The organism is Bacillus sp. AG4(2022), from assembly GCF_031844465.1.
Classification (GTDB): domain Bacteria; phylum Bacillota; class Bacilli; order Bacillales; family Cytobacillaceae; genus Bacillus_AB; species Bacillus_AB infantis.
Genome location: NZ_JAUZVH010000001.1, coordinates 1,009,189 through 1,031,145, shown reverse-complemented (window position 1 = coordinate 1,031,145; position 21,957 = coordinate 1,009,189). Strand labels below are relative to the sequence as shown.

Below are 21,957 nucleotides of genomic sequence, written 5' to 3'. Positions count from 1 at the left end.
GCCAGGCCTTGCTGTCTCTTTAGCCGGCAGCTTCTTCCTCCTTGCCGGCCCTGCCGATGAACGATTTTTCCATCCATACTTTGGAGCGCCAACGCCAAAGCATAAGGATGCCCCTCAGCCATTCATCTGCAATGAAGGCGATCCATACCCCAATAAGCCCGAGTCCAAAATGGATCCCGGCGATATAAGAAATGGTGACAGACACTCCCCACATGGACAGGATGCCCATATAGACAGGGAACTTTACATCGCCAGCCGCCCTTAGCGAGCTGATGACGACCAGATTGAAGGAACGGCCGGGTTCAAGGATGATGGTCAAAAGAATCAGCGTGCTTCCAACTTTGATGATATCCTGATTGTCCGTAAAGATTCCCAGCAATGAGTCTGAGAAAAAGGTGAAAACGACAGCTGCTCCCACTGAAATCGCAATTGCGAGCTTCAAGCTTCTGATGCACCTTTGATAGGCTGATGCAAATTCTCTTGCCCCGATCATGTGCCCGATCATAATCTGGGTTCCCTGGCTGATGGCGAGGCTGAATAGAAAAATGAACATCATCAGATTCTGGGCATAAACCTTTGCCGTCAAAGCTTCTGTCCCAATCATTGCAACAAAATAGGTGATGACCATCTGAGAGGCGTTATAAGACAGCTGTTCGCCAGCAGAAGGGATGCCGATTTGCAGGAGGTTCCGCAGATGTTCCTTCGGGAAGCGGAAAAGGAGCCTGAAGGGCAGTTCTCCTTCCGTACGCTTAATCAGGACCAGGATGGAAGCAGCAAGGCCGATCGTTCTGCTGACTGCAGTAGAAATGGCCACGCCCTCTACGCCCAGTACAGGAATCCCAAAAGGTCCGAAGATGAAAAGGTAATTTCCGATGACATTCAGTATATTCATCCCGATGGTTATATACATAACATCTCTTGTAAATCCGTAGCTTCTGATGACGGCCCCAATGGTCATGATGAGTGCCTGGACAAAGGAAAAGCCGCCGACGATTACAAGATAAACATTTGCTTCATCCATCAGTTCCGAGGGAAGATCCATCAGCTTCAGCATGGGCTTGCCAAAAATAATCAGGACTGCACTGAGCAGTATGCCGAAGCAAAGGTTGGTCCCAAGGGACACCACCGATATTTCACCGGCTTTCCCAAGCTGTTTTGCACCCAGGTTCTGGGCAACCAGGATGGAGGTGCCTGTTGCTACAAATCCAAACATCACGATGATAAGTGACAGAATTTGGTTTGAAACCCCTACAGCAGCAACAGAGTTATCGGAATACTGGGACAGCATAAGCGTATCAGCATTCCCCATCAGCATATGAAGCAGTATTTCAATGAAAATAGGCCAGGTGAGGGCAAATAAAGTTAAGTTCTTTTTCGGTTGTTTCATTTTGCATATCCCCTAAACAATTCGGTGTGATTCTTTGAGATAAAAGAGTGCCTCCCCCGGGAAGTCATTATGCGCAAAGAAAGGGCTGGCAGAAGTGCCAGCCTTATAAATGTTGGTTTGAAATTTTATAGCTCAAAGGACAATATGGCAGCCCCGTAGCCTTCCAATACGGCAGACAGGGAATCTGCTTCAGCCGCATATTCTTCCTCTGTCAGCAGATCGGTGATTTTTTTCCCTTTTAAAGGAAAAGGGAGGGAGAATGATGCTTCTTCACTTGAAGCATTCAAGAGGATGACAATCTTCCTGTTACCCGAACTTCTGGCAAATGCAGCAACTGTACTCTCCTCAGGAAGCTCCAGAAACTCAAGGCTTCCCTCGTTTGCCAGAAGAGGCTCTGATTTGCGCAATTGGATGAGCTTTTTTATATGTTCAAACATTTCCATACTGTATTCTTCTTCATTCCAGGGCATGCATTCCCGGCATCCCGGGTCCATGCCGCCGGAAAGTCCCACTTCATCTCCATAATAAATGCAAGGGGTTCCGATATAGGTCATCATAAATGTGAATATCAGCTTTGCCTTTTCAAGCGAACCCCCGCACTCCGTCAGAACCCTCGGGGTATCATGGCTTCCAGCCAGGTTGAAAGCAGCCTCGTTAACATTATCAGGATACATATGGATAACAGAGATCATATTCTCCGCAAATTGGCGGGGGCTGATTGCTTCTTTAGCAAACAGATTATGAACATTTGTCAGGAATGGGTAATTCATTACAGCATCGAACTGGTCGCCCCTGAGCCAAGGCATACTATCATGCCAGATTTCCCCGAGGATATAAAGATCCGGTTTGATGCTCTTCACTTCAGCACGGAATTCGCGCCAGAACTGATGATCGATTTCATTGGCAACATCCAGTCGCCAGCCATCGATATCGAATTCCCGGACCCAATAGCGCCCGACCTCCAGGAGGTATTCCTTTGTTTCCGGATTTTGCGTATTGAGCTTTGGCATGGACTCGACAAACGCAAAGGTGGAATAGTTTGGACGTTCTCCGCCTTCCAGCGGAAATTCTCCAGCATGGAACCAATCTTTATATTGGGAATCCCCCTGGTTCTCCAGAAGATCCTGGAAGGGGGGGAATTGATATCCGCTGTGATTAAAGACAGCATCGAGCATAACTTTGATTCCTTTGTCATGGCAAATCTTCACAAGTTCGCGGAAAGTTTCTTTATCTCCGAACTGGGGATCGATTTCATAATAATCTATTGTATCATATTTATGATTGGAGTATGCCTTGAATATGGGTGTGAAGTAAATCCCGGTAATACCCAGTCCGGCAAGATAATCTATATGGTCAATGATTCCCTGGAAATCACCGCCAAAGAAATTATCAGGTTTGGGCTCCTCGCTTCTCCACGGCTTTGTATCCGGCGGATTTAAAGATTCATCACCATTAGCGAATCTTTCAGGGAAAATCTGGTACCATACCGTATCCTTCACCCATTCCGGAGCCCTGAAAACCTCGCTTGCGTGCAGGTACGGGAAGCAGAAGAGGCTGCCGGGATCTTCAGGAAGGGAGTCAAAAAAGCCTTTTTCTGTATAAACGGCCTGCTCGTCTCCTGACTTCAGGCAAAAGCCGTATCTTGTCCTTTTAAACTCTGGCTCGGGCTCAGCCAGCCAGTAATCAAATAATTGGTCTGATCCCGTTTTTTTCATCGGGATCCGGCGGCTTACCCAGCCATCTTCATTCCATTCATATTGGTCTCCGTAAATAAGTTCAGCTTCCTCGATATTGCCTTTCTTGGCTTTCAGCCTGATATGGAGTATGTTTTCGCTATAGGCATACGCAAAGCTGTCAGCAGGCTGGTGAAATATTGACGACCTTTCCAGCATAAATTTTCCCCTCTCTTGTGCAATCGATTGCATCGCAAGTTGACTTTTTTAAAATTTATCAAAGAACAGGCTTTCATTCAAGCTGGAGCTCTTATATCAGATATAAACTTTTTAGCGATAATGTTAAAAAAGGGGGTTGTCAAAATGAAAATAGCAAGTATAATAAAGTTAAAGTTTGTGCAATCGTTTTCACAGGCGGCTGTCCCGAAGGTCATCAGCGGTTATTTTTTTTGAATGGCCTGATAACGCTTTCAGTTGCCTTTTATGCAGCGATTTGTGCAAACGGTTGTACTAGAAAAATATAATTTCTTTGGAGGGGTCAAAATGAAGAAGGCTTTATCATTATTTATGATGATTGTCCTGGTTTTTGGAGTGCTGGCTGCTTGCGGTCCTAAAGATGAAGAAACAGGCACTGCAGGAGAAAAAACAGAAGGCGGCTCAGACAAACCTGAAAAGCTGATTGTCTGGGAAGATACAGATAAAGGAGTCGCTCTTAAAGATGCGGCAGACAAGTTTGAAGCAGAACACGGCATCAAAATTGAATTCAAAGAATTGAATATAACAAAGATGCAGGAAAACCTTGCCCTGGATGGCAACACAGCCAATGCGCCGGATGTTATCACAATGTCTCATGACGGCACTGGCCCTGCGATGGTAAAAGGGTATATTAAGGAACTTGAAGTAAGCGACGAGATCCTTGACCAATTTACAAGCTCTTCAGTAGAAGCCCTGAAATATGAAGGCAAGCTTTACGGACTTCCGAAAGCTACTGAAACACCGGTTTTCATTTACAACAAAGCATTGCTTCCTGAAGTTCCGGAAAACCTGGAAGATCTCTATACTAAATCTCAGGAAGTAACAAAAGACGGAAACTACGGATTCCTTGCAATCTGGGATGACTTCTATCATGCACACGGCGTATTCTCCGGGTTCGGCGGATATGTATTCGGCGAGAAAGACAGCAAAGTGGACGTGACTGATATCGGCCTGAATAACGATGCTTCTGTAGAAGCAGCAGATTATATCAAAAAGTGGTACGCAGAAGGATTATTCCCTAAAGGAATCATCGGAGAAAAATCAAACGATAATATGAACGGCCTCTTTAAAGAAGGAAAAGCCATTGCAGTCCAAAACGGCCCATGGGCGTTCCAGGATTATAAAGATGCAGGCATCGATTATGGTGTAGCCGCTCTGCCGAAGCTTCCAAATGGCGAGCCTGTCAAGACATTCATGGGTGTTAAAGGATGGTTTGTTACTAACTTCAGCAAAAACCAGGAATGGGCCCAGAAATTCGTTGAGTTCATTACAAACGAAGAAAATGCCAAGAAGCGTTTTGAGCTGACTGGCGAGATCCCGCCATTGAAATCATTGATGGAAGATCCTGAGTTCGTTAAGAATAACGAAGGTGCTGCAGCAGTAATGGCGCAGTCACAGTATGCTGTTCCAATGCCAAGTGTACCGGAAATGGCTGAAGTTTGGGATCCTATGAAAAAAGCGGTAGAAACAATCATTACCGGTAAATCAGAATCCAAAAAAGCGCTTGATAATGCTGTGAAGACTATTGAACAGCAGATCGAAGCGAACCACAGCGGAAACTGATCTATAGCAATAAAGGGAAAAGGCGGTACTCCTTGGTGGAGTACTGCCTCCCATTTTATTAAGCGTCAAAGAGAGCAGGATTTTAATAGATTCCAACAGGCATAGCTTCGGCTCTTTCAGAAGACAATAGTGCCGCAAAAAAAATCAATAAAAAAATCGCCCTTTATGGGAATCAGATAGAAAGGGGCATCCTTTCAATGGAAGAAGCATACCGTTCAAACCATCGGAAAATTGCTGCAGGCCTGTCCATCATCCCGGGACTTGGCCAAATGTATAATAAACAATTTGTCAAAGGCATCGCCTTTTTAATTCTAACACTATCATTCATCGTTGCTTTTAAAGACTTCCTCAATATTGGCCTTTGGGGACTTGTCACTCTCGGAGAAAAGCTGCCGAGGGATAATTCCATCTTCCTCCTGGTATACGGAATCATTTCCGTCATCCTTCTTCTATTCGCGGCAGGATTTATGTTCATCAACATTCGCGATGCCTATAAAAATGGAAAGAAACGGGACTTGGGCAAGCACCTGAGCTCGATAAAAGAGCAATATCATACATTGATAGATTCCGGATTCCCATACTTGATGATCACTCCGGGATTCTTCCTGCTGGTTTTCGTGGTCATCCTGCCGATTGTGTTCGTGCTTTTGCTTTCGTTCACAAACTACAATCTGTATCATCAGTGGCCAGCGAAGCTGATGGACTGGGTGGCATTAGACAACTTCGCCAAACTGGTCACATTGGATATCTGGCGTGATACTTTCGTAAACGTGTTTGCCTGGACGATCATCTGGACGTTCGGTGCGACAACATTCCAGATCGCCCTTGGGGTCTTCCTGGCAGTACTTGTCAACCAGAAGGATCTAAAAGGAAAAGCGATCATCAGGACAATCCTGATCCTGCCATGGGCCGTACCGGCATTTGTATCCATCCTGATTTTTTCCGGCCTGTTCAATGAAACGTTCGGTGCCATCAATAACGTAGTACTGGATTTCATTGGAATCGGTCCGATCCCTTGGATGACAGAGGCCCTGTGGACAAGGATCGCTCTCATCATGATCCAGACCTGGCTTGGATTCCCGTTCATTTTTGCGATGGTCACAGGTGTGCTGCAGGCGATCCCGGATGAGCTTTATGAAGCGGCAACAGTCGATGGAGCGACGATTTGGCAGAAGTTCAAGAATATTACGTTCCCGCTGATCATGCTGTCCATCGCACCAATCCTGATTACGCAATATACCTTTAACTTTAATAACTTCAATATTATCTATCTATTCAATATGGGCGGCCCTGCTATTTCAGATCAAAATGCAGGCGGCACCGATATCCTGATTTCGTGGATCTATAATCTGACTGTCACGAAGTCTGAGTACGGAATGGCTGCAGCCATCACGATGATTCTATCTGCGATAGTCATTTCCGTGGCATTATGGCAGTTCAGAAGGACAAAAGCTTTCAAAGAGGAGGATATGATGTGATATGACTACAAAAAAAGAGAAATTCATCAGGCTGTCACTGACCTATCTTGTCATTCTTTTTATGGCGGTCATCATCATTTATCCGATTCTGTGGGCCATTGGAGCATCACTGACGCCGGGAACAAGCTTGACCAATTCATCACTCATCCCGAAAAACGCGACATTTGCCCATTATAAGACGATATTCAACCCGGAAGAGAGCAATTATCTGATCTGGTATTGGAACACGTTGAAAATCTGCGTGATCACCATGCTGGCATCTGTCATTACCATCAGCTTGATGGCTTACTCTTTTTCACGGTACCGCTTTGTCGGCAGGAAAAATGGACTTACCACGTTCCTGATTCTTCAGATGGTGCCTAACTTTGCAGCATTGATTGCGATCTTCGTCCTTGCACAGGTAACAAACCTGCTGGATACCCATCTCGGGCTCATCCTCATTTATGTAGGCGGGGCCATTCCAATGAACACTTGGCTGATGAAAGGATATCTCGACAGCATCCCTAAAGAGCTGGATGAAAGTGCAAGGATGGATGGAGCAGGCCACTTCAGGATTTTCTGGCAGATCATCATGCCGCTTGCGAAACCGATTGTTGCAGTCGTTGCACTCTTTACGTTTATTGCTCCGTTTACGGACTTCATCCTGGCAAAGGTCATGCTAAGAACACCTGAAAAATATACACTTGCCGTTGGATTGTATGAGCTTGTATCAAGACAGTATGGAGCCGAATTCACAACGTTCGCAGCCGGATCTGTCCTGATTGCAATCCCGATTTCAATTTTATTCTTATCCTTCCAGAAATATTTCGTTTCAGGTTTGACTGCCGGGGGCACAAAAGGCTAATCTTAAAGGGTTAGTGACTTTAGGGCTGGGCTGCTTAAAGGGGTGTTTCCTTATGGCAGCTCAGCTTGATATTTAAGGAGGAGCGGAGATGAAAAAAGGAGTCATGGCTCTCATCTTAATTCCGTTTCTTCTTTTTTGCGCCCTACCGGTAGGAGCAGTTGAAAAAGAAGAGCGTAAATGGCAGGATGAAACAATTTATTTTCTAATGGTCGACCGTTTTAACAACGGCGATTTCAGCAATGACCTGGAAACAAACGCAAGTGACCCGAAAGCCTATCACGGAGGGGACTTCCAGGGTATCATTGACCAGCTAGATTATCTGAAGGATATGGGCTTTACAGCCATCTGGCTGACGCCGATTTTCGAAAATGAAGCAGGCGGCTATCATGGCTACTGGATCAATGATTTTTACAAAACGGAAGAAAACTTCGGATCTATCGAGACGTTTAAAAAGCTTGTAAAAGAAGCCCATAAGCGTGATATGAAAATCATCCTTGATTTTGTTGTCAATCATGTCGGACCCAATCATCCCTGGGTGAATGATCCGGACAAGCAGGACTGGTTCCATGAACAAAAGGAAATAACCAACTGGGAGAATCAGGATGAGCTTGAAAATGGTTGGATCTATAATCTTCCTGACCTCGCACAGGAGAATCCGGAGGCCAGGCAATATCTCCTGGATGCAGCCAAATGGTGGATAGAGGAAACCGATATTGACGGATACCGCCTTGATACGGTCAAACATGTGCCAGTTGACTTCTGGGAGGATTTCACGAAAGAAGTAAAAAGCGCCAAGGAGGATTTCTATCTTCTCGGCGAAGTATGGACCGATGACCCTGCTTATATTGCACAGTATGAGAAAGCAGGGATCGACGGATTTGTCGATTATCCGCTGAACGGGCATCTGCGCACGGCATTTGAAAAGCCCGGGCAGCCCTTTGACTGGCTGTTTGCCAGCTGGGAGAGGAATCAGGCCCAATACGATCAACCTTATTTAATGGGAACGTTCATGGACAATCATGACACCGTTCGTTTCACGCGCGATGCAGTAACCAATAATGAGCATCCGGGACCGAGATGGCGTCTGGCCCTCACATATTTGTACACATCACCGGGGATTCCCATTGTTTATTATGGAAGTGAAATAGCACTTGATGGCGGGGAAGATCCCGATAACCGCCGCCAAATGGATTTCCGGACAGACCAGGAGCTTGTGGAATACATCTCGAATATCGGGACATTAAGGCAGCAGCTCCCATCCCTTACGAGGGGCACAATGGAGCCTTTGTACAATAAGGATGGCATGGCAGTGTACAAGCGGACCTATGAGGATGAAACCACTGTCGTGGCCATCAATAATACCGTCAAAACGCAGACCGTCTCCCTTGATTCCGGCCTGCTTGAAGGCGATAAGCAGCTGAAAGGCCTTTTGGGCGGGGATCTTGTAAGGTCTGATGAGGGAAAATATAAGCTGATCGTTGACCGGGAAGAAGCCGAAATCTATGCGCTGTCAGAGAAGACAGGTTTGAATATCCCTTATCTGGCAGTGATGGGACTGGTCTATGCAGCCTTCATCGTCTTTATTATCCTTCTTTGGAGAAGGTCGAAAAAGAGGAAGCCTGTTTCCTGACCCCAGCCGGCACTGCCGGCAGCTTCCCAATCCCGGTCATATCAGAAGGGATTTGAAGGAGGAGTCGGCTACATGAATGATACAAGTTTTGCCATACATCCAGGAAAGAGCAGAAAGATAGAAAACAGTGATTACCAGGAAGCAGGAGATGTCCTTGCTATAGAAGAGTGCAGGAATGGCCTGAAGGCCCGGACAGAAACAGGGGAACTCAGGATTGTATTCTACGCAAATGAAATCGTCCGCATCACTATGAATTTTTTTGGCGAAGCGGATGCGGGAACGAGCCCTGCCGTCATTGGGGGGCTGCAGGAAGTTAAGCTCGAGCATTATGAATCAGGAGACCAGGCAGAGGTGAAAACCTCTTGTCTGACTGTCAAGCTGACCAAATCCCCTCTTCGAATTACGGTGGCAGATGCAGAAGGCAGGGTTTTGGCCGGAGAAAATCAAAAAGGGATGGGCTATAAGCATTCTAAAGAGGTCATCTGCTTCAAGAATATGGAGGAGAGCGATCAATTTTACGGATTTGGAGAGAAAACGGGCTTTCTTAATAAAAGAGGGGAAAAGCTGGTTATGTGGAATAGTGACGTATATGCCCCGCATAATCCGGAAACAGATCCGCTCTACCAGTCAATCCCTTTCTTTCTTACCTTGAGGGAAGGGCAAGCCCATGGCATATTCTTCGATAATACTTTCCGGGCAGAGTTTGATATGCGCGGAGATGAGTTTTATTCCTTTTCAGCCGATGGCGGCCAGCTTGATTATTATTTGATGGCTGGACCTTCGCCGAAGGATGTTATTCGTCAATACACATCGCTGACAGGCAGAATGCCCCTGCCGGCCAAGTGGGCAATCGGCTACCACCAATCGCGGTACAGCTATGAAAGCCAGCAGGAAGTGATGGAGCTGGCGGCAGCTTTTAAGGAGAAAGGGATTCCGCTGGATAGCATCCATCTGGATATTCATTATATGGATGAATACAGGGTTTTCACATTTGACCGTGATAAATTCCCTGATCCTGAAAAAATGATCAGTGATCTGAAGGAAATGGGCATACACATCGTTCCGATTGTTGATCCGGGCGTAAAGGAAGATCCGGAATATATGGTCTATAAACAGGGCATCCAGGAAGATCTTTTCTGCAAATATCTGGAGGGCAATGTATATTACGGAGACGTCTGGCCCGGAAATAGTGCATTCCCTGATTTCACAAGCAAAAAAGTGCGCGACTGGTGGGGAAGCCTCCATTCGTACTATACAGAGCTTGGGATTGAAGGCATCTGGAATGACATGAATGAACCGGCGGTCTTTAATGAAAGTAAAACAATGGATTTGAAAGTCATGCATGATAACGATGGAAATCCCCGAACACATAAGGAGCTTCATAATCTCTACGGCCTTCTGATGGGGAAATCGACATATGAAGGCATGAAGAGAAATTTGAAGGGGAAGCGGCCATTTCTGCTTACACGTGCAGGATATTCGGGTGTCCAGCGGTATGCGGCCGTATGGACAGGGGATAACCGGAGCTTCTGGGAACATCTGCAGATGTCGCTGCCAATGGTTATGAACCTTGGCGTCTCCGGCATTCCTTTCTCTGGCCCGGATGTAGGCGGTTTTGCCCATGATTCCAATGGGGAGCTTCTCGCGAGATGGACACAGGCAGGCGCATTCACCCCGTTTTTCAGGAATCACAGTGTACTAGGATCAGCAAGGCAGGAACCATGGGCATTCGGGGAGAAATATGAAGCTATCATTAGAAAATATATTGAGCTCCGCTATACATGGATGCCCCATCTTTATTCTTTATTTGCCGAGGCTCATAAAGAGGGCACTCCTGTAATGAGGCCATTATTCCTGGAATTCCCGGAGGATGAGCATACCTGGAATCTATCTGATCAATTCATGATCGGCGACAATGTCATCATTGCCCCGATCATGCAGCCGGGCACCTTCCACAGGGCCGTCTATCTGCCTGAAGGTATGTGGACAGACTATTGGACTGGCAGCACCTATGAGGGGAAAAAGCACCATTTAATTAAAGCTCCTTTGGAAACGCTGCCGATTTTTATCAAAAAAGGAACGATGGCTGCCCATGGGGAAGCAGGTGCAGCAGGTCCCCTGACACTTCATCTTTATTATGAAGAAGGATCAGAATGCTCTTATACCCTTTATGAAGATGACGGGGAAACTTTCGCTTATGAAGAAGGGGAATACAGGGAGATTTGCTTTAAAGTGAAGTGTGAGGAAGGGACGGTCTATCTGAACTCTGCAATCGCAGGCACTTATGAGCCTGTCTGGAGCACTGTTCAGCTTGCTGTGCACAGCAGAGAAAATGTCAGGTTAAAGATAGGAAGCAGCACGCTGCTCCCTGAAAAAATTGAGGAAGGCCGCCATTATTTTATACTTTCATAAATAGAAATAGCAGCGGTTTACTCTTATGGATAAGGGGGGAAGGGAATGGCAGTTACCATAAAAGACGTGGCAAAACTGGCGAATGTGGCCCCTTCTACAGTTTCCCGCGTGATTGCGAATAGCCCGCGGATCAGTGAAAAAACGAAGCAAAAGGTCAGGAAAGCGATGGATAAATTGGGATATCATCCGAATTTCATCGCCAGGAGCCTTGCCAGCCAGTCCACACAGGCAATTGGACTAATTATGCCAAGCTCCACTGACGTCGTATTCCAGAATCCTTTTTTCCCGACTGTTCTGAGGGGCATAAGCGAAGGTGCCCATGAAAAGCATTATGCCCTTCATATGACGACAGGCAAAACAGATGAAGAAATTTATAACGGAGTTGTCCAGATGGTGCAGGGCGGCAGGGTGGATGGGGTCGTCCTTCTGTATTCAAAGATTGAAGATAAGGTCCTGTCATTTTTACAGGATGGACATTATCCGTTCACCGTCATCGGAAAACCGTTCCGTGATGTAGAGGAAATCACACATGTTGACAACGACAATTTCAGGGCTGCGAAAGAAGCAACCGACTATTTAATTGAGCTGGGGCATACCCATATTGCCTTTGTCGGCGGGGATTTGAATCTGGTTGTCACCGTTGAGCGCCTGCTGGGCTATGAAAAGGCTCTAAGAGCTGCGGACATTGAGCTGGACAACGATTACGTCATCCATGAAGAATTCCTTAAGGAAGGCGGCCAGGAGGCAGTAAGGGAGCTTCTATCGCTTGAAAAGCCCCCGACAGCCCTGGTGGTAGCTGACGATCTTATGGCGCTCGGTGTGCTTAATACATTGGATGAAATGGGGATATCCGTGCCTGATGATATTTCTATCATCAGCTTCAATAATGTCCTTCTGTCAGAAATGTCCCGGCCGCCGCTGACCTCAGTCGATATCAATATTTTCGACCTTGGATACCAGGCTGCCAAAAGCCTGATCCAGATGGTGGAGGATCCAAAAGAGCCGACCAAAAGGATTATCATTCCGCATCAGATTATTAAAAGGCATTCCTGCAGTGTTACTGCAAGATAAGGTTAAAAGCTGTCTCCCGGCAAATTGCCGCGGGGCAGCTTTTTTGGTTCAGAAGACGATGATGCTATTGATGATCGGTGTTAGGATTTCGATAAAAAAATGCATATTTCGATAATAAAATTTTGATTTCGATAATATAATCATTTTTCCGATAATAAAAGGCCAGCCGGAAGTTGTGCTTCCGGCTGGCATGATTGATCTGCAATTGTTTTTATAAAGGTGCAGCGCCCTCCGCTTTTCTACTTGTCCAGCTCCAGGCGCTAGCCCCTCGAGTCATAAGCCACTTTAGGATTGAAGGCAGAGAACGCAAAGAACGCCTTCTATCCTAAAGCGTCTTATGCTTGAGGCCCACAGGATGTGGGTCATGCAGACGTTGCCACAGGACGTGGCGTTCTTAGTCTGCGTTCCTTAGTGAGCGAGCGCCTTCCGCTTTTCTAACCATTAACAACCTTCCCGCCATTAATATGAAGCATTTGGCCGGATACGTAGGAGGAGTCGTCGCTTGCGAGGTATACATAGCCTGGTGCCAGTTCGTACGGCTGGCCGGCTCTGCCGAGCGGTGTGTCAGTTCCGAATTTGGCGACATCTTCCTCTGTGAAGGTGGAAGGAATGAGCGGCGTCCAGATCGGCCCTGGTGCAACTGCGTTGACCCTGATCCCTGAATCAGCCAGGTTTGTGGACAGGGAGCGGGTGAATGTAACGATCGCTCCTTTTGTGGAAGAATAGTCTATCAGCTTAGGATGTCCTGCATACGCTGTGATGGAAGCCGTATTGATGATAGAGCTTCCTTTGTCAAGATGCGGCAGTACAGCCTTTGTCAGGTGGAACATAGAGAAAATATTTGTCCTGAATGTCTTTTCAAGCTGTTCTGTGCTGATATCCAGCAGACTTGTCTGCGGATGCTGCTCACCCGCATTATTGACAAGGATATTTACCTTCCCGAACTCATCCAGCGTCTTGGAGACCACTTCCTTTGCAAAGCTTTCATCTCCAAGGTCGCCGGCAAGGAGAAGGCATTTGCGGCCGGCTGCTTCGACTTCCTGTTTGGTTTCCTTTGCATCTTCAGTTTCTTCCAGATAAACAACAGCCACATCAGCACCTTCTTTTGCAAAATAAATAGCAACAGATTTGCCGATCCCGCTGTCTCCTCCAGTGACAATGGCCACTTTGCCCTCAAGTTTTCCTGAACCCTTATAATTCGGGTCAATATAAGAAGGCTCTGGGGTCATTTTATCCTCAACCCCCGGCTGCTGGTTCTGGTGCTGAGGGATGAATCCGTTCTGATTATCTTTCTGTTCGTTCGCCATTGTGAAAAACCTCCAATTTTTTAATAGATATTAGGTGTATTCCATGCTAGTATGTGATAAAAACATGGAAAAAATTTCTTGTGTTCAAAAGGGGAGGATTTTTTTATGGTAACAGTCAGGCGGGCCAGGCAGGAGGATGCTGAGAAGCTGCTTCTCCATACACGGCAAATTTTGCATGAATCAGAGAATATGCTGACGGTGCCCGAGGAATTTCAGGCAACCGTTGAAGAAGAGAGGCAATGGATCATTGATCATGGACGGCCTGGGAATCTGCTTTTGACTGCCTGGAGCGGAGAAGAGCTTGCCGGAGTTTTGAACTTTACCCGGAAAACACGCAAAAAAATCAGCCACATCGGAATGTTCGGAATATCCATTAAAGAAAAATATTGCAATCAAGGCATCGGAAAGCAGCTGATCGGCACCTGCCTGGAATGGGCTAAAGAGGAGCCGGGCATTGAAAAAGTATGCCTGGAAGTGTTCTCACATAATGAACGGGGCATTCATTTATATAAAAAAATGGGATTCCAGGAGGAAGGCAGAAGGATCAGGCATGTGAAGAACTTTGATGGCTCTTATTCTGATGAGCTTTTGATGTATGTGTTTGTAAAATAAAATTAAAATCCCCGGCATGCCTCTGGCATCCGGGGATTTTAACTAAACAAGCGCCTTCCGCTCTGCTCGTCTTAAGCTTGATGCCCACAGGATGTGGGTCATGAAGACGTTGCCACAGGACGTGGCGTTCTTAGTACGCGTTCCTTTATCGAGCAAGGCTTTTCCGCTTTTCTATCTGTAATTTATAAACTGCACATCGACTGTCAGGTCGGCTTCTCTTACAGCAGCTATTACCTGCTGAAGGTCGTCCCTGTTTTTTCCTGTTACCCGGACCTGGTCGTCCTGCACCTGGCTCTTTACTTTCAGGCCGCTGTTTTTGATGAGGGTGTTGATTTTCTTTGCATTATCTTTATCGATCCCCTGCATAAGCTTAGCGCGCTGCCTCACTGTGCCCCCGGAAGCGGCTTCGACTTTTCCATAATCCAGATTTTTGATGGGAATTCCGCGTTTAATCATTTTGCTGAGCAGTACATCCTTCAGCTGGTCAAGCTTATATTCATCGTCCGAAATCAGGACAAGCTCTTCCTTATCAAGGGTAATATCACTTTTACTGCCCTTAAAGTCATACCGGGTCTTGACTTCTTTCATTGCAATACTAATTGCATTTGTCACTTCAGATAAATCTACTTTGGATACAATATCAAATGAGCTTTCTTTTGACATGGTTAGACCTCCGTTAATCCTTATATTTAACCGGCTGTATTGAAGCCTTTGGCCGGATATTTCCTAAAGCCGGCCGCTCCTTCTTCGAAACCGTTTTACCTTATTCGTTTATTATAGTAAAATATAGCAGTTCAAACAACTTTCAGATTGTCAGCAGACAATAAAGCCATTGAGGAGGAAATTACATGCCTTTGGCAGACTATATCGGACAAGTCACAACTTTAACCGTATCAAGAAAATCATCTTTCGGTTATTTTCTGACAGACGGTGATGAAGATGTATTATTGCATATAAATGAAGCGGCAAAAGAGTATGAGGTGGATGAAAAGGTCGAAGTGTTCCTTTATACAGATTCAAGGGAACGCATCTCGGCAACGGATACCCTTCCGGAGATCCGGGTGGGAGTGTATGGCTGGGCAAAGGTCAGTGATGTAAGGGAGGATCTCGGCGTATTTATCGATATCGGGATCCAAAAAGAAATGCTTCTCGGCCAGGAAGATTTGCCTCTGCACCTGTCAGTCTGGCCGCAGAAGGGCGATCTTCTCTATATCACCCTCCGTGTTAATAGAAATAACCGGGTGTATGTGAAGCATGCGAAGGACCCCATTATCGAGGAGATTTCCATTAAAGCTACGCGGAAAGACTTTAATAAGAACGTCCACGGCCATATCTACAGGACCGCTAAAGTAGGCAGCTGGGCTTATACGGCAGAAGGATTCAAGGGATTTATCCATGAGTCCCAGAGGAAGACAGAGCCTCGCCTTGGCGAGAAAATCGAGGGGCGGATCATTGACGTAAAGGAAGATGGAACAGTCAATATTTCCCTTCTGCCCCGTAAAGAGGAGGCGCTTGACGCTGATTCACAGAAAGTCCTTTCTTATCTGGAAGAGCGGAATGGATCCATGCCTTATGGAGACAAAAGTATGGCAGACGAAATCCAGGACCGCTTCCAAATGAGCAAATCTTCCTTTAAGCGTGCTCTTGGAAGACTAATGAAGGAAGGGAAGGTCTATCAGGAGGACGGCTGGACATATATAAAGCAGCAATCATAGAAAAAAGCAAGCGCTGAGCGCTTGCTTTTTTCTGTTTCGGGAAAGTCATCCATAAAGAGCCCTGGCTGCTTAGAGATGATCAGTTTTTTTCGAGTACTGATGCCCGGCTTTTCTGTTTTTTTCGCGCATCATATTTTTCTCATGCCTCAGGGCATTATTGTCCTGTGCTTTTTTATCATTGTCTGAAGTGTGCGGCATAGAAAAAACCTCCTTTATTCCGGCTTGATCGCCGTCGGTTTAGTGTCTGCCGCAATCAGAAGGAGTATGTAGATTTATGATGCTATTTCATTTAAAAAGAAGAGTGCAATAGTGCCGGCCCCTGTGTGGGATCCTATGGCTGCCCCAATGTCAGAGATCAATACCTCCTTGGCTCCGAGCTCCTCGATCAGCATCTCTTTTACTTCTTCAGCTGTTTCAAGATTGTCTGCATGGCTGATGGCAATCGTCTGTCCTGAGAAGCCTTTGCCCCGCTCTTTGGCAACCTCGATCATACGGCGAAGCAGCTTCTTTTTTCCACGGATCTTTTCAATAGGAACAAGCTTCCCGTCTTCTACATGAAGGAGAGGCTTGATATTCAGCAGGCCTCCGAGAAAAGCGGAAGCCTTGGAAACACGCCCGCCTTTTGCGAGATAATCCAGATCTTCGACAGTGAAAAGGTGTTCCATATGGCGGCTCCGGAAAAGGATATCCTTTTCGATTTCTTCCAGTGATGCCCCTTCGGCAGAAAGCCTTGCCGCCTCTTTTACGATCAATCCCGCTCCAAGAGATGCGCATTTTGTGTCTATTATGGACAAGCTAAGGTCAGGATAATCTTCTTTTACCTGATCCCGCACCATGGCTGCTGTCTGGTATGTACCGGAAAGCTGGGAGGAAAATGCGATGTAGATGCCTTCCCGGCCGCTCCTCGCAAGCTCCCTGAATTCCTTTTCAAAATCTACTGGAGAAACCTGGGAGGTTTTCGGGGTTTGGCCGCTTCTGATGCTATCATAAACTTTTTTTGGTTCAATTGTGATCAAGTCTTTGTATTCCTGCCCATCCAGAAGAACCTGCAGAGGAAAGAGCAGGACATCATTGTCCTTGAAAAAATGCAATGGTAAATCACTTGCACTGTCAGCCATGATTTTTACTGACATATAGGTCACCTGCTTTCAGCACGTTAATATGCTTTTAGTTTATAGAATCAAGGGAAAAAATACAATGAAATGTGTTGAAAAAACACAATATAGGGTAAAGAAACACCAAGTGTTTTAAGGGGGTTCTGTATGATTTTATTAGAAACCAAGAAATTTGTTGTGGTGCTTATAGGCGCCATCCTTAATGCGATTGCGATGAATTTTTTCCTGATCCCGGCCAATGTTTATGCCAGCGGGTTCACAGGTGTCGCGCAGCTGCTTTCCAGCATTCTGGGCGGCTTTGCTTCAACAGGTATTTTATTGTTCGTCCTGAATATACCTGTAACAATCCTTGCATGGAAAAAGGTGGGCAGGTCTTTCACAGTGTACAGCTTTTTAAGCGTTTTCCTTATGTCCCTATTCCTGGAGCTCATTCCTGTGATCCATGTATCAGAGGATATTCTTCTGAATGCAGTATTTGGAGGCGTCATTGCTGCTGTTGGCGTAGGGATGACACTTAAATGGGGGGCATCTACTGGAGGAATGGACATCGTCGCGATGCTCCTGTCAAGAATGAAAGACCGTCCTGTCGGTACATATTTCTTTACTTTAAATGCCATCATCATCATTACTGCAGGTTTTCTTTACGGCTGGGAAAAAGCTTTATATACGCTTGTGACGCTTTATGCATCTACAAGGGTGATCGATGCCATCCATACAAGGCATGAAAAGCTGACTGCCATGATTGTTACGAAAAAATCGGCCGAGCTGAAGCAGGCCATCCACGATAAGCTTGTGCGCGGCATTACGACCATTCCCGCAAAAGGGGCTTTTACGAATGAAAATAAAGAAATGATGATCATCGTCATCACCCGCTATGAGCTTTTTGACCTTGAAAGGATCATAAAGGATGTCGATCCTTATGCATTCACCAATATTGTTGAAACAGCAGGGATTTTCGGCTTTTTCAGGAAAGATTGATAAAAAGGAGGTATTGTCATGTTAAGAATTGCAGCAGTCTTGTTCATGATCTTTGCTTCACTCCCGATGAATGGATCAGGCGCAAATGCGGAAGGCGGTCCTGAGGTTTCCTTGAGCCTGAATCCCGGCCCGGAATCGGCTGAAATTAAGGTGGGGCTTATCAACAGCTCTGATCAGGCACAGGTTTTTGAGTTCCCAACCTCACAAAGATATGATCTGATCATTCGCGATAAAAGCGGTAAAATCGTGTATGATGCTTCGGCAGGAAAGTCCTTTTTGCAGGCCATACAGTACTTGAAGCTGAATCCCGGGGAATTTGTATCCTGGACCGAATCCTGGGACTATGAAACTGCATCTGGAAGGGTTGGGGAAGGATCCTATTCAGCCGAGTTGTCCATCCCGCTCAAACGGAAAGGTGAAACCCATGCATCAGTGGTGCTGAGGGATAAAGCCCAGCTCGATGTCCCGGAGGAGAACCCTGCATTCAGGAAAGTGGAGGTAAGCGGGGAGAATGGTGTTTATGAGGTGAGAGGGGAAGCCAGGGCTGAAACTGGCAGGTTTTACTATACAGCCGAAGACGGCCATCAGGTGCTTGCTGGGGAGGCAGCAGGCCCTTCTGATTCAAAATTTCCTGATTGGTCGCCTTTCCATTTCAAAATTAACATACCGGAAAAATCCTTGCCCGAAAATGGCACAGTCATCCTCAGCTTGTACGAAAAGGATAAAGAAGGAAGGGTCATCCATACCTATGCTGCAGTCCTGGAAAATTTCCGATAATCAATAAGAGCATGCCCGCACTGCGGGCATGCTCTTATTCGTCAGCGGCCTGCAAGCTGGTCCAGCTGGTCCTGCAGCTCGCGAAGCTGCTCCTGTTCAGCTCTTGTGGAGTTCGCATAAGCTGAATGGAGTGCGTTTTTGGCTTTCGCAATCGTCTGCTGCTGTTCAGCCGGCCCTGCCTGTGAGGCCATCTGGACAAATCTCTGCGCTTCCTGATAAAGCCTGTTTCCCATCGCTAAATTCCTCCAAGAGAAGATTCCTGTACATTCGCCATCTTCCTCGCTTCAGCTTCAGCATATGTGGTGTGATAGGGTATGCGGGAATCATGCTTGCTTACTGTATCTGCACCTTGCTGTACAAAGCGTTTCGATTTGTTGCGTTTGCCCATTCGGATCCCCTCCTAAGGAAATATGAAACAGCTCTGCTGCCTCTTTGTTATTATGCGCCAGGGCATGTTTATTTAAAGGAGGGAACAAGAGGAAAAGCCCTGCCGGTCAGCGGCAGGGCCCATGTTAAATTATTTTAAGGCGTTCAGGCCCAGCAGATCATTGAGATACACGCCGATTCCATCCTGCTCATTGGTCAGCGTCATTTCATTTGCGACATTTTTCACCACATTGATTGCATTGCCCATGGCAATTCCGCGTCCGGCATATTCAAGCATCTCCAGGTCATTATCTTCGTCCCCGAATGCAATGATTCTTTCAGGCGGGATCTGGAAGTAGTCGGAGGCCTTCTTCAGCCCGACGGCTTTGTTCAAACCGGATTTTACGATCTCGATGACATGCCATGGAGCAGCCCACCGCCTGTGATCAATAACCTCGGCATGGACCTCTGATAAATGGCTCCGGATGGTTTTGACTTGTTCCTCATCGGTATGGATCAGCATACTGGTCGGTGAATCTGTGAGGAATCTCCTTAAATCTCCCGTGGTTATTTCAGGGTCTCCCATGCCAAAAACGTCGAGCAGTTTCTCATCATGGTAGTGGAAGTATACCTCATCAATCACTTCTGCAATGATATTGTGAAATGAAAAGCCGCTGCAGGCTTCGACAATTTCCTTTGCCACTTTTATATCCATTGGGGTATGGTATACCCCCCAGTTCCTGTCCTTAGGGTGGTGGATAAAGGCGCCGTTAAAGTTAACAATAGGAGTATCCAGCCCCATTTCATGATAATACATCTGGCTTGATCTGAAAGGCCTCCCGGTTGCAATCATGACAACATGCCCTGCCTCCCGGGCTTTTTGGATCACATGCTTTGTTTTTGCGGAAATGGTTTTATCGTCTTTTAATAAGGTTCCATCTAAGTCCAATGCAATTAAATGTTTTTCTGCCATAAAGTCTCCTTCTCATTTCTGTATTAGGATAATCTCAGTGTAAAGCTTTAGGCAAATAAATGTCAGCATGCTACACTAAAGATATAGAAAGAATTTACATAAGGAAATTCCGGGGAAGCTGTTTTTTCCGGGAAGTCCGGGGGTCTGCCATGCCCAGCCGATTCCTGTATGTGTATTTACCACTATCGTACCAATTTAATATTTATTTTGTAAAAAAAATCGCATTTTTAAAGAAAAAATGATCTTTTTTATGTGAACGCGGGAGGAACACCATGATTATTATTGAAAATAGAAAAGTGGAAGGCATTCCTGTGCTGCATCTCGCAGACAAAGAGAAGTTCGGTGAAAAACTGCCATTCATTGTATTTGTACATGGTTTTACAAGTGCGAAAGAGCATAATCTCCATTATGCCTATCTGCTCGCGGAGAAAGGCTTTCGGGTTGTCCTTCCGGAGGCTCTCTACCATGGGGAAAGAAGCACAGGCCTGACCGGAAATGATCTGAACGTGAAATTCTGGGAAATTGTGCTCACTGAGATAGAAGAGCTGAATGTAATTAAAAATGCGTTTGCATCAGAGGGCCTGATTGATGAAGAAAAAATAGGACTTGCCGGAACCTCGATGGGCGGCATTGTTACCATGGGCGCCCTGACGCGGTATGACTGGATTAAAACGGCAGTAAGCCTGATGGGCATGCCTTATTATGAGAAGTTTGCCCTTTGGCAGATCGACGAGCTGAAGAAGCACGGAATTGATCTTCCTTTTAAAGAAGAAGAACTGGCCGGACTGCTGCAAAAACTGAAAGAGCTGGATATCAGCCAGCAGCCTGAAAAACTTGCAGGGAGGCCGATATTGTTTTGGCACGGAAAGAAAGACCAGGTTGTCCCTTATCACTATACTTATCATTTTTATGAATCGATTAGAACAAACTATGAAGAGATGCCCGAAAAGCTTGTCTTTCTGACAGACGAAAACGCCGGGCATAAAGTATCAAGAGAAGGGCTGCTCAAAACGGTTGAGTGGTTTGAAACGTATTTAGGGGATGGACCTTCCGGCCTGGAGTCATAAGTTTTTTCAAGAGCGCGGCTTTTTGTTATCATAGAATCAGCTTAATAATAACTGCTAAGGAGTGATTAGCATGGATCAGGAATTAAAAGACAGCATCATGGGGGCCCTTGAGCTTGTAGTCGACCCTGAACTTGGTGTAGATATAGTCAATCTTGGACTGGTATATGATGTGAAAATGGAAGACGAAGGAACGGCTGTAGTCGATATGACGCTCACTTCCATGGGCTGCCCGCTTGCCGGAACGATTGTTGACCAGGTAAAGGCTGCTCTTTCAGATATACCTGAAGTGAAAAATACAGAAGTGAACATTGTCTGGAGCCCGCCATGGACAAAGGATAAAATGTCCCGCTACGCTAAGATAGCCCTGGGCGTACAATAATATGAAAAACAAGGTTATACTGGTCAGCTCCGATCAATTGGGCAAAGGAGATGCAGAGCTTGGCTCCGGTGTGCTTGAAACCTTTTTTACCCTATTGAAGCAGCAGAAGGAGCTTCCTGCCGCAGTCTTTTTCATGAATAGCGGCGTATATGCCCTGACAGGGGAATCATTTGTTTCGGTTCATGCAAAAGAGCTGGAGGAAAAAGGAGTCGGCATCTTTGCATGCAAGACATGCGTGGATCACTATGGTGTCGGGGACAAGCTGTATGCCGGGAAAATCAGCGGCATGGCCCATTTTGTCGAGCTTGCCGCCAGTCATGAAGTTCTGACAATTTCTTAAATAGACAGCGGAGAA

At 46.1% G+C, this 21,957-nt stretch carries 22 protein-coding genes; 13 read left to right on the top strand and 9 right to left on the bottom strand.

What is annotated here, in order from left to right; genetic code table 11:
• Positions 1-19: 19 nt before the first annotated feature.
• Both Q9R36_RS05055 and Q9R36_RS05050 read right to left on the bottom strand, forming a co-directional pair.
• Entirely contained in the window at positions 20-1,387 is a 1,368-nt protein-coding gene (locus Q9R36_RS05055; RefSeq protein WP_009794041.1) for an MATE family efflux transporter, read from the bottom strand.
• A 125-nt stretch (positions 1,388-1,512) separates the two neighbouring features.
• Complete coding sequence (locus Q9R36_RS05050; RefSeq protein WP_129611929.1) at positions 1,513-3,276, bottom strand: alpha-glycosidase; 1,764 nt, start codon at positions 3,274-3,276, stop codon at positions 1,513-1,515.
• 327 nt (positions 3,277-3,603) lie between these two features.
• Between Q9R36_RS05050 and Q9R36_RS05045 the strand changes: the two genes are divergently transcribed.
• The 6 genes from Q9R36_RS05045 (at position 3,604) to Q9R36_RS05020 (ending at position 12,313) form a co-directional block, all read left to right on the top strand.
• Positions 3,604-4,878: an extracellular solute-binding protein gene (locus Q9R36_RS05045; protein ID WP_022543601.1), complete on the top strand. Its 1,275-nt coding sequence runs from the start codon at positions 3,604-3,606 to the stop codon at positions 4,876-4,878.
• Between the two features lie 197 nt (positions 4,879-5,075).
• The gene (locus Q9R36_RS05040) at positions 5,076-6,356 is read left to right on the top strand and encodes a carbohydrate ABC transporter permease (protein ID WP_009794045.1); all 1,281 of its coding nucleotides are present in this window, start codon (positions 5,076-5,078) and stop codon (positions 6,354-6,356) included.
• Between the two features lies 1 nt (position 6,357).
• The gene (locus Q9R36_RS05035) at positions 6,358-7,200 is read left to right on the top strand and encodes a sugar ABC transporter permease (RefSeq protein ID WP_094768262.1); all 843 of its coding nucleotides are present in this window, start codon (positions 6,358-6,360) and stop codon (positions 7,198-7,200) included.
• Positions 7,201-7,288: 88 nt separating this feature from the next.
• Complete coding sequence (locus Q9R36_RS05030; RefSeq protein WP_311224616.1) at positions 7,289-8,830, top strand: alpha-amylase family glycosyl hydrolase; 1,542 nt, start codon at positions 7,289-7,291, stop codon at positions 8,828-8,830.
• Between the two features lie 72 nt (positions 8,831-8,902).
• On the top strand, positions 8,903-11,242 hold the full coding sequence (locus Q9R36_RS05025; RefSeq protein ID WP_311224615.1) for a glycoside hydrolase family 31 protein: 2,340 nt from the start codon (positions 8,903-8,905) through the stop codon (positions 11,240-11,242).
• A gap of 45 nt (positions 11,243-11,287) precedes the next feature.
• Positions 11,288-12,313: a LacI family DNA-binding transcriptional regulator gene (locus tag Q9R36_RS05020; protein WP_094768260.1), complete on the top strand. Its 1,026-nt coding sequence runs from the start codon at positions 11,288-11,290 to the stop codon at positions 12,311-12,313.
• 434 nt (positions 12,314-12,747) lie between these two features.
• On the opposite strand, the gene Q9R36_RS05015 is transcribed toward Q9R36_RS05020, so the two are convergent.
• Positions 12,748-13,620 (bottom strand): SDR family oxidoreductase, encoded by an 873-nt coding sequence (locus tag Q9R36_RS05015; protein WP_094768259.1) that lies wholly within the window; start codon positions 13,618-13,620, stop codon positions 12,748-12,750.
• Between the two features lie 105 nt (positions 13,621-13,725).
• Between Q9R36_RS05015 and Q9R36_RS05010 the strand changes: the two genes are divergently transcribed.
• Positions 13,726-14,232, top strand: a complete 507-nt coding sequence (locus tag Q9R36_RS05010; protein ID WP_311224614.1) for a GNAT family N-acetyltransferase — start codon at positions 13,726-13,728, stop codon at positions 14,230-14,232.
• A gap of 171 nt (positions 14,233-14,403) precedes the next feature.
• Here the strand turns inward: Q9R36_RS05010 and Q9R36_RS05005 are convergent, their stop codons facing one another.
• Complete coding sequence (locus Q9R36_RS05005; RefSeq protein WP_009794052.1) at positions 14,404-14,895, bottom strand: YajQ family cyclic di-GMP-binding protein; 492 nt, start codon at positions 14,893-14,895, stop codon at positions 14,404-14,406.
• A 185-nt stretch (positions 14,896-15,080) separates the two neighbouring features.
• On the opposite strand from Q9R36_RS05005, the gene Q9R36_RS05000 reads away from it, so the two are divergent.
• Positions 15,081-15,947, top strand: coding sequence for a CvfB family protein (locus Q9R36_RS05000; protein WP_009794053.1), 867 nt, complete (start codon positions 15,081-15,083; stop codon positions 15,945-15,947).
• Between the two features lie 69 nt (positions 15,948-16,016).
• Here Q9R36_RS05000 and Q9R36_RS04995 read toward each other — a convergent pair whose 3' ends face one another.
• Positions 16,017-16,145: a DUF3941 domain-containing protein gene (locus Q9R36_RS04995; RefSeq protein ID WP_311224613.1), complete on the bottom strand. Its 129-nt coding sequence runs from the start codon at positions 16,143-16,145 to the stop codon at positions 16,017-16,019.
• 74 nt (positions 16,146-16,219) lie between these two features.
• Positions 16,220-17,080, bottom strand: coding sequence for a DegV family protein (locus Q9R36_RS04990; RefSeq protein ID WP_009794055.1), 861 nt, complete (start codon positions 17,078-17,080; stop codon positions 16,220-16,222).
• 129 nt (positions 17,081-17,209) lie between these two features.
• On the opposite strand from Q9R36_RS04990, the gene Q9R36_RS04985 reads away from it, so the two are divergent.
• On the top strand, positions 17,210-18,040 hold the full coding sequence (locus Q9R36_RS04985) for a YitT family protein (protein WP_009794056.1): 831 nt from the start codon (positions 17,210-17,212) through the stop codon (positions 18,038-18,040).
• Between the two features lie 18 nt (positions 18,041-18,058).
• A complete protein-coding gene (locus tag Q9R36_RS04980) occupies positions 18,059-18,817 on the top strand; it encodes a BsuPI-related putative proteinase inhibitor (RefSeq protein WP_311224612.1) in 759 nt (252 codons plus the stop codon).
• Positions 18,818-18,858: 41 nt separating this feature from the next.
• Here the strand turns inward: Q9R36_RS04980 and Q9R36_RS04975 are convergent, their stop codons facing one another.
• From Q9R36_RS04975 to Q9R36_RS04965, 3 genes are all read right to left on the bottom strand, one after another.
• Positions 18,859-19,050 (bottom strand): DUF3813 domain-containing protein, encoded by a 192-nt coding sequence (locus tag Q9R36_RS04975; protein ID WP_009794058.1) that lies wholly within the window; start codon positions 19,048-19,050, stop codon positions 18,859-18,861.
• A gap of 2 nt (positions 19,051-19,052) precedes the next feature.
• Positions 19,053-19,205: a hypothetical protein gene (locus tag Q9R36_RS04970; protein ID WP_009794059.1), complete on the bottom strand. Its 153-nt coding sequence runs from the start codon at positions 19,203-19,205 to the stop codon at positions 19,053-19,055.
• Positions 19,206-19,334: 129 nt separating this feature from the next.
• On the bottom strand, positions 19,335-20,156 hold the full coding sequence (locus Q9R36_RS04965) for a Cof-type HAD-IIB family hydrolase (protein WP_311224611.1): 822 nt from the start codon (positions 20,154-20,156) through the stop codon (positions 19,335-19,337).
• Between the two features lie 272 nt (positions 20,157-20,428).
• Between Q9R36_RS04965 and Q9R36_RS04960 the strand changes: the two genes are divergently transcribed.
• The 3 genes from Q9R36_RS04960 (at position 20,429) to Q9R36_RS04950 (ending at position 21,942) form a co-directional block, all read left to right on the top strand.
• Positions 20,429-21,223, top strand: a complete 795-nt coding sequence (locus Q9R36_RS04960) for a prolyl oligopeptidase family serine peptidase (protein ID WP_009794061.1) — start codon at positions 20,429-20,431, stop codon at positions 21,221-21,223.
• Positions 21,224-21,293: 70 nt separating this feature from the next.
• Positions 21,294-21,602 (top strand): metal-sulfur cluster assembly factor, encoded by a 309-nt coding sequence (locus Q9R36_RS04955; RefSeq protein WP_009794062.1) that lies wholly within the window; start codon positions 21,294-21,296, stop codon positions 21,600-21,602.
• A gap of 1 nt (position 21,603) precedes the next feature.
• On the top strand, positions 21,604-21,942 hold the full coding sequence (locus tag Q9R36_RS04950) for a DsrE family protein (protein WP_311224610.1): 339 nt from the start codon (positions 21,604-21,606) through the stop codon (positions 21,940-21,942).
• Positions 21,943-21,957 lie beyond the last annotated feature (15 nt).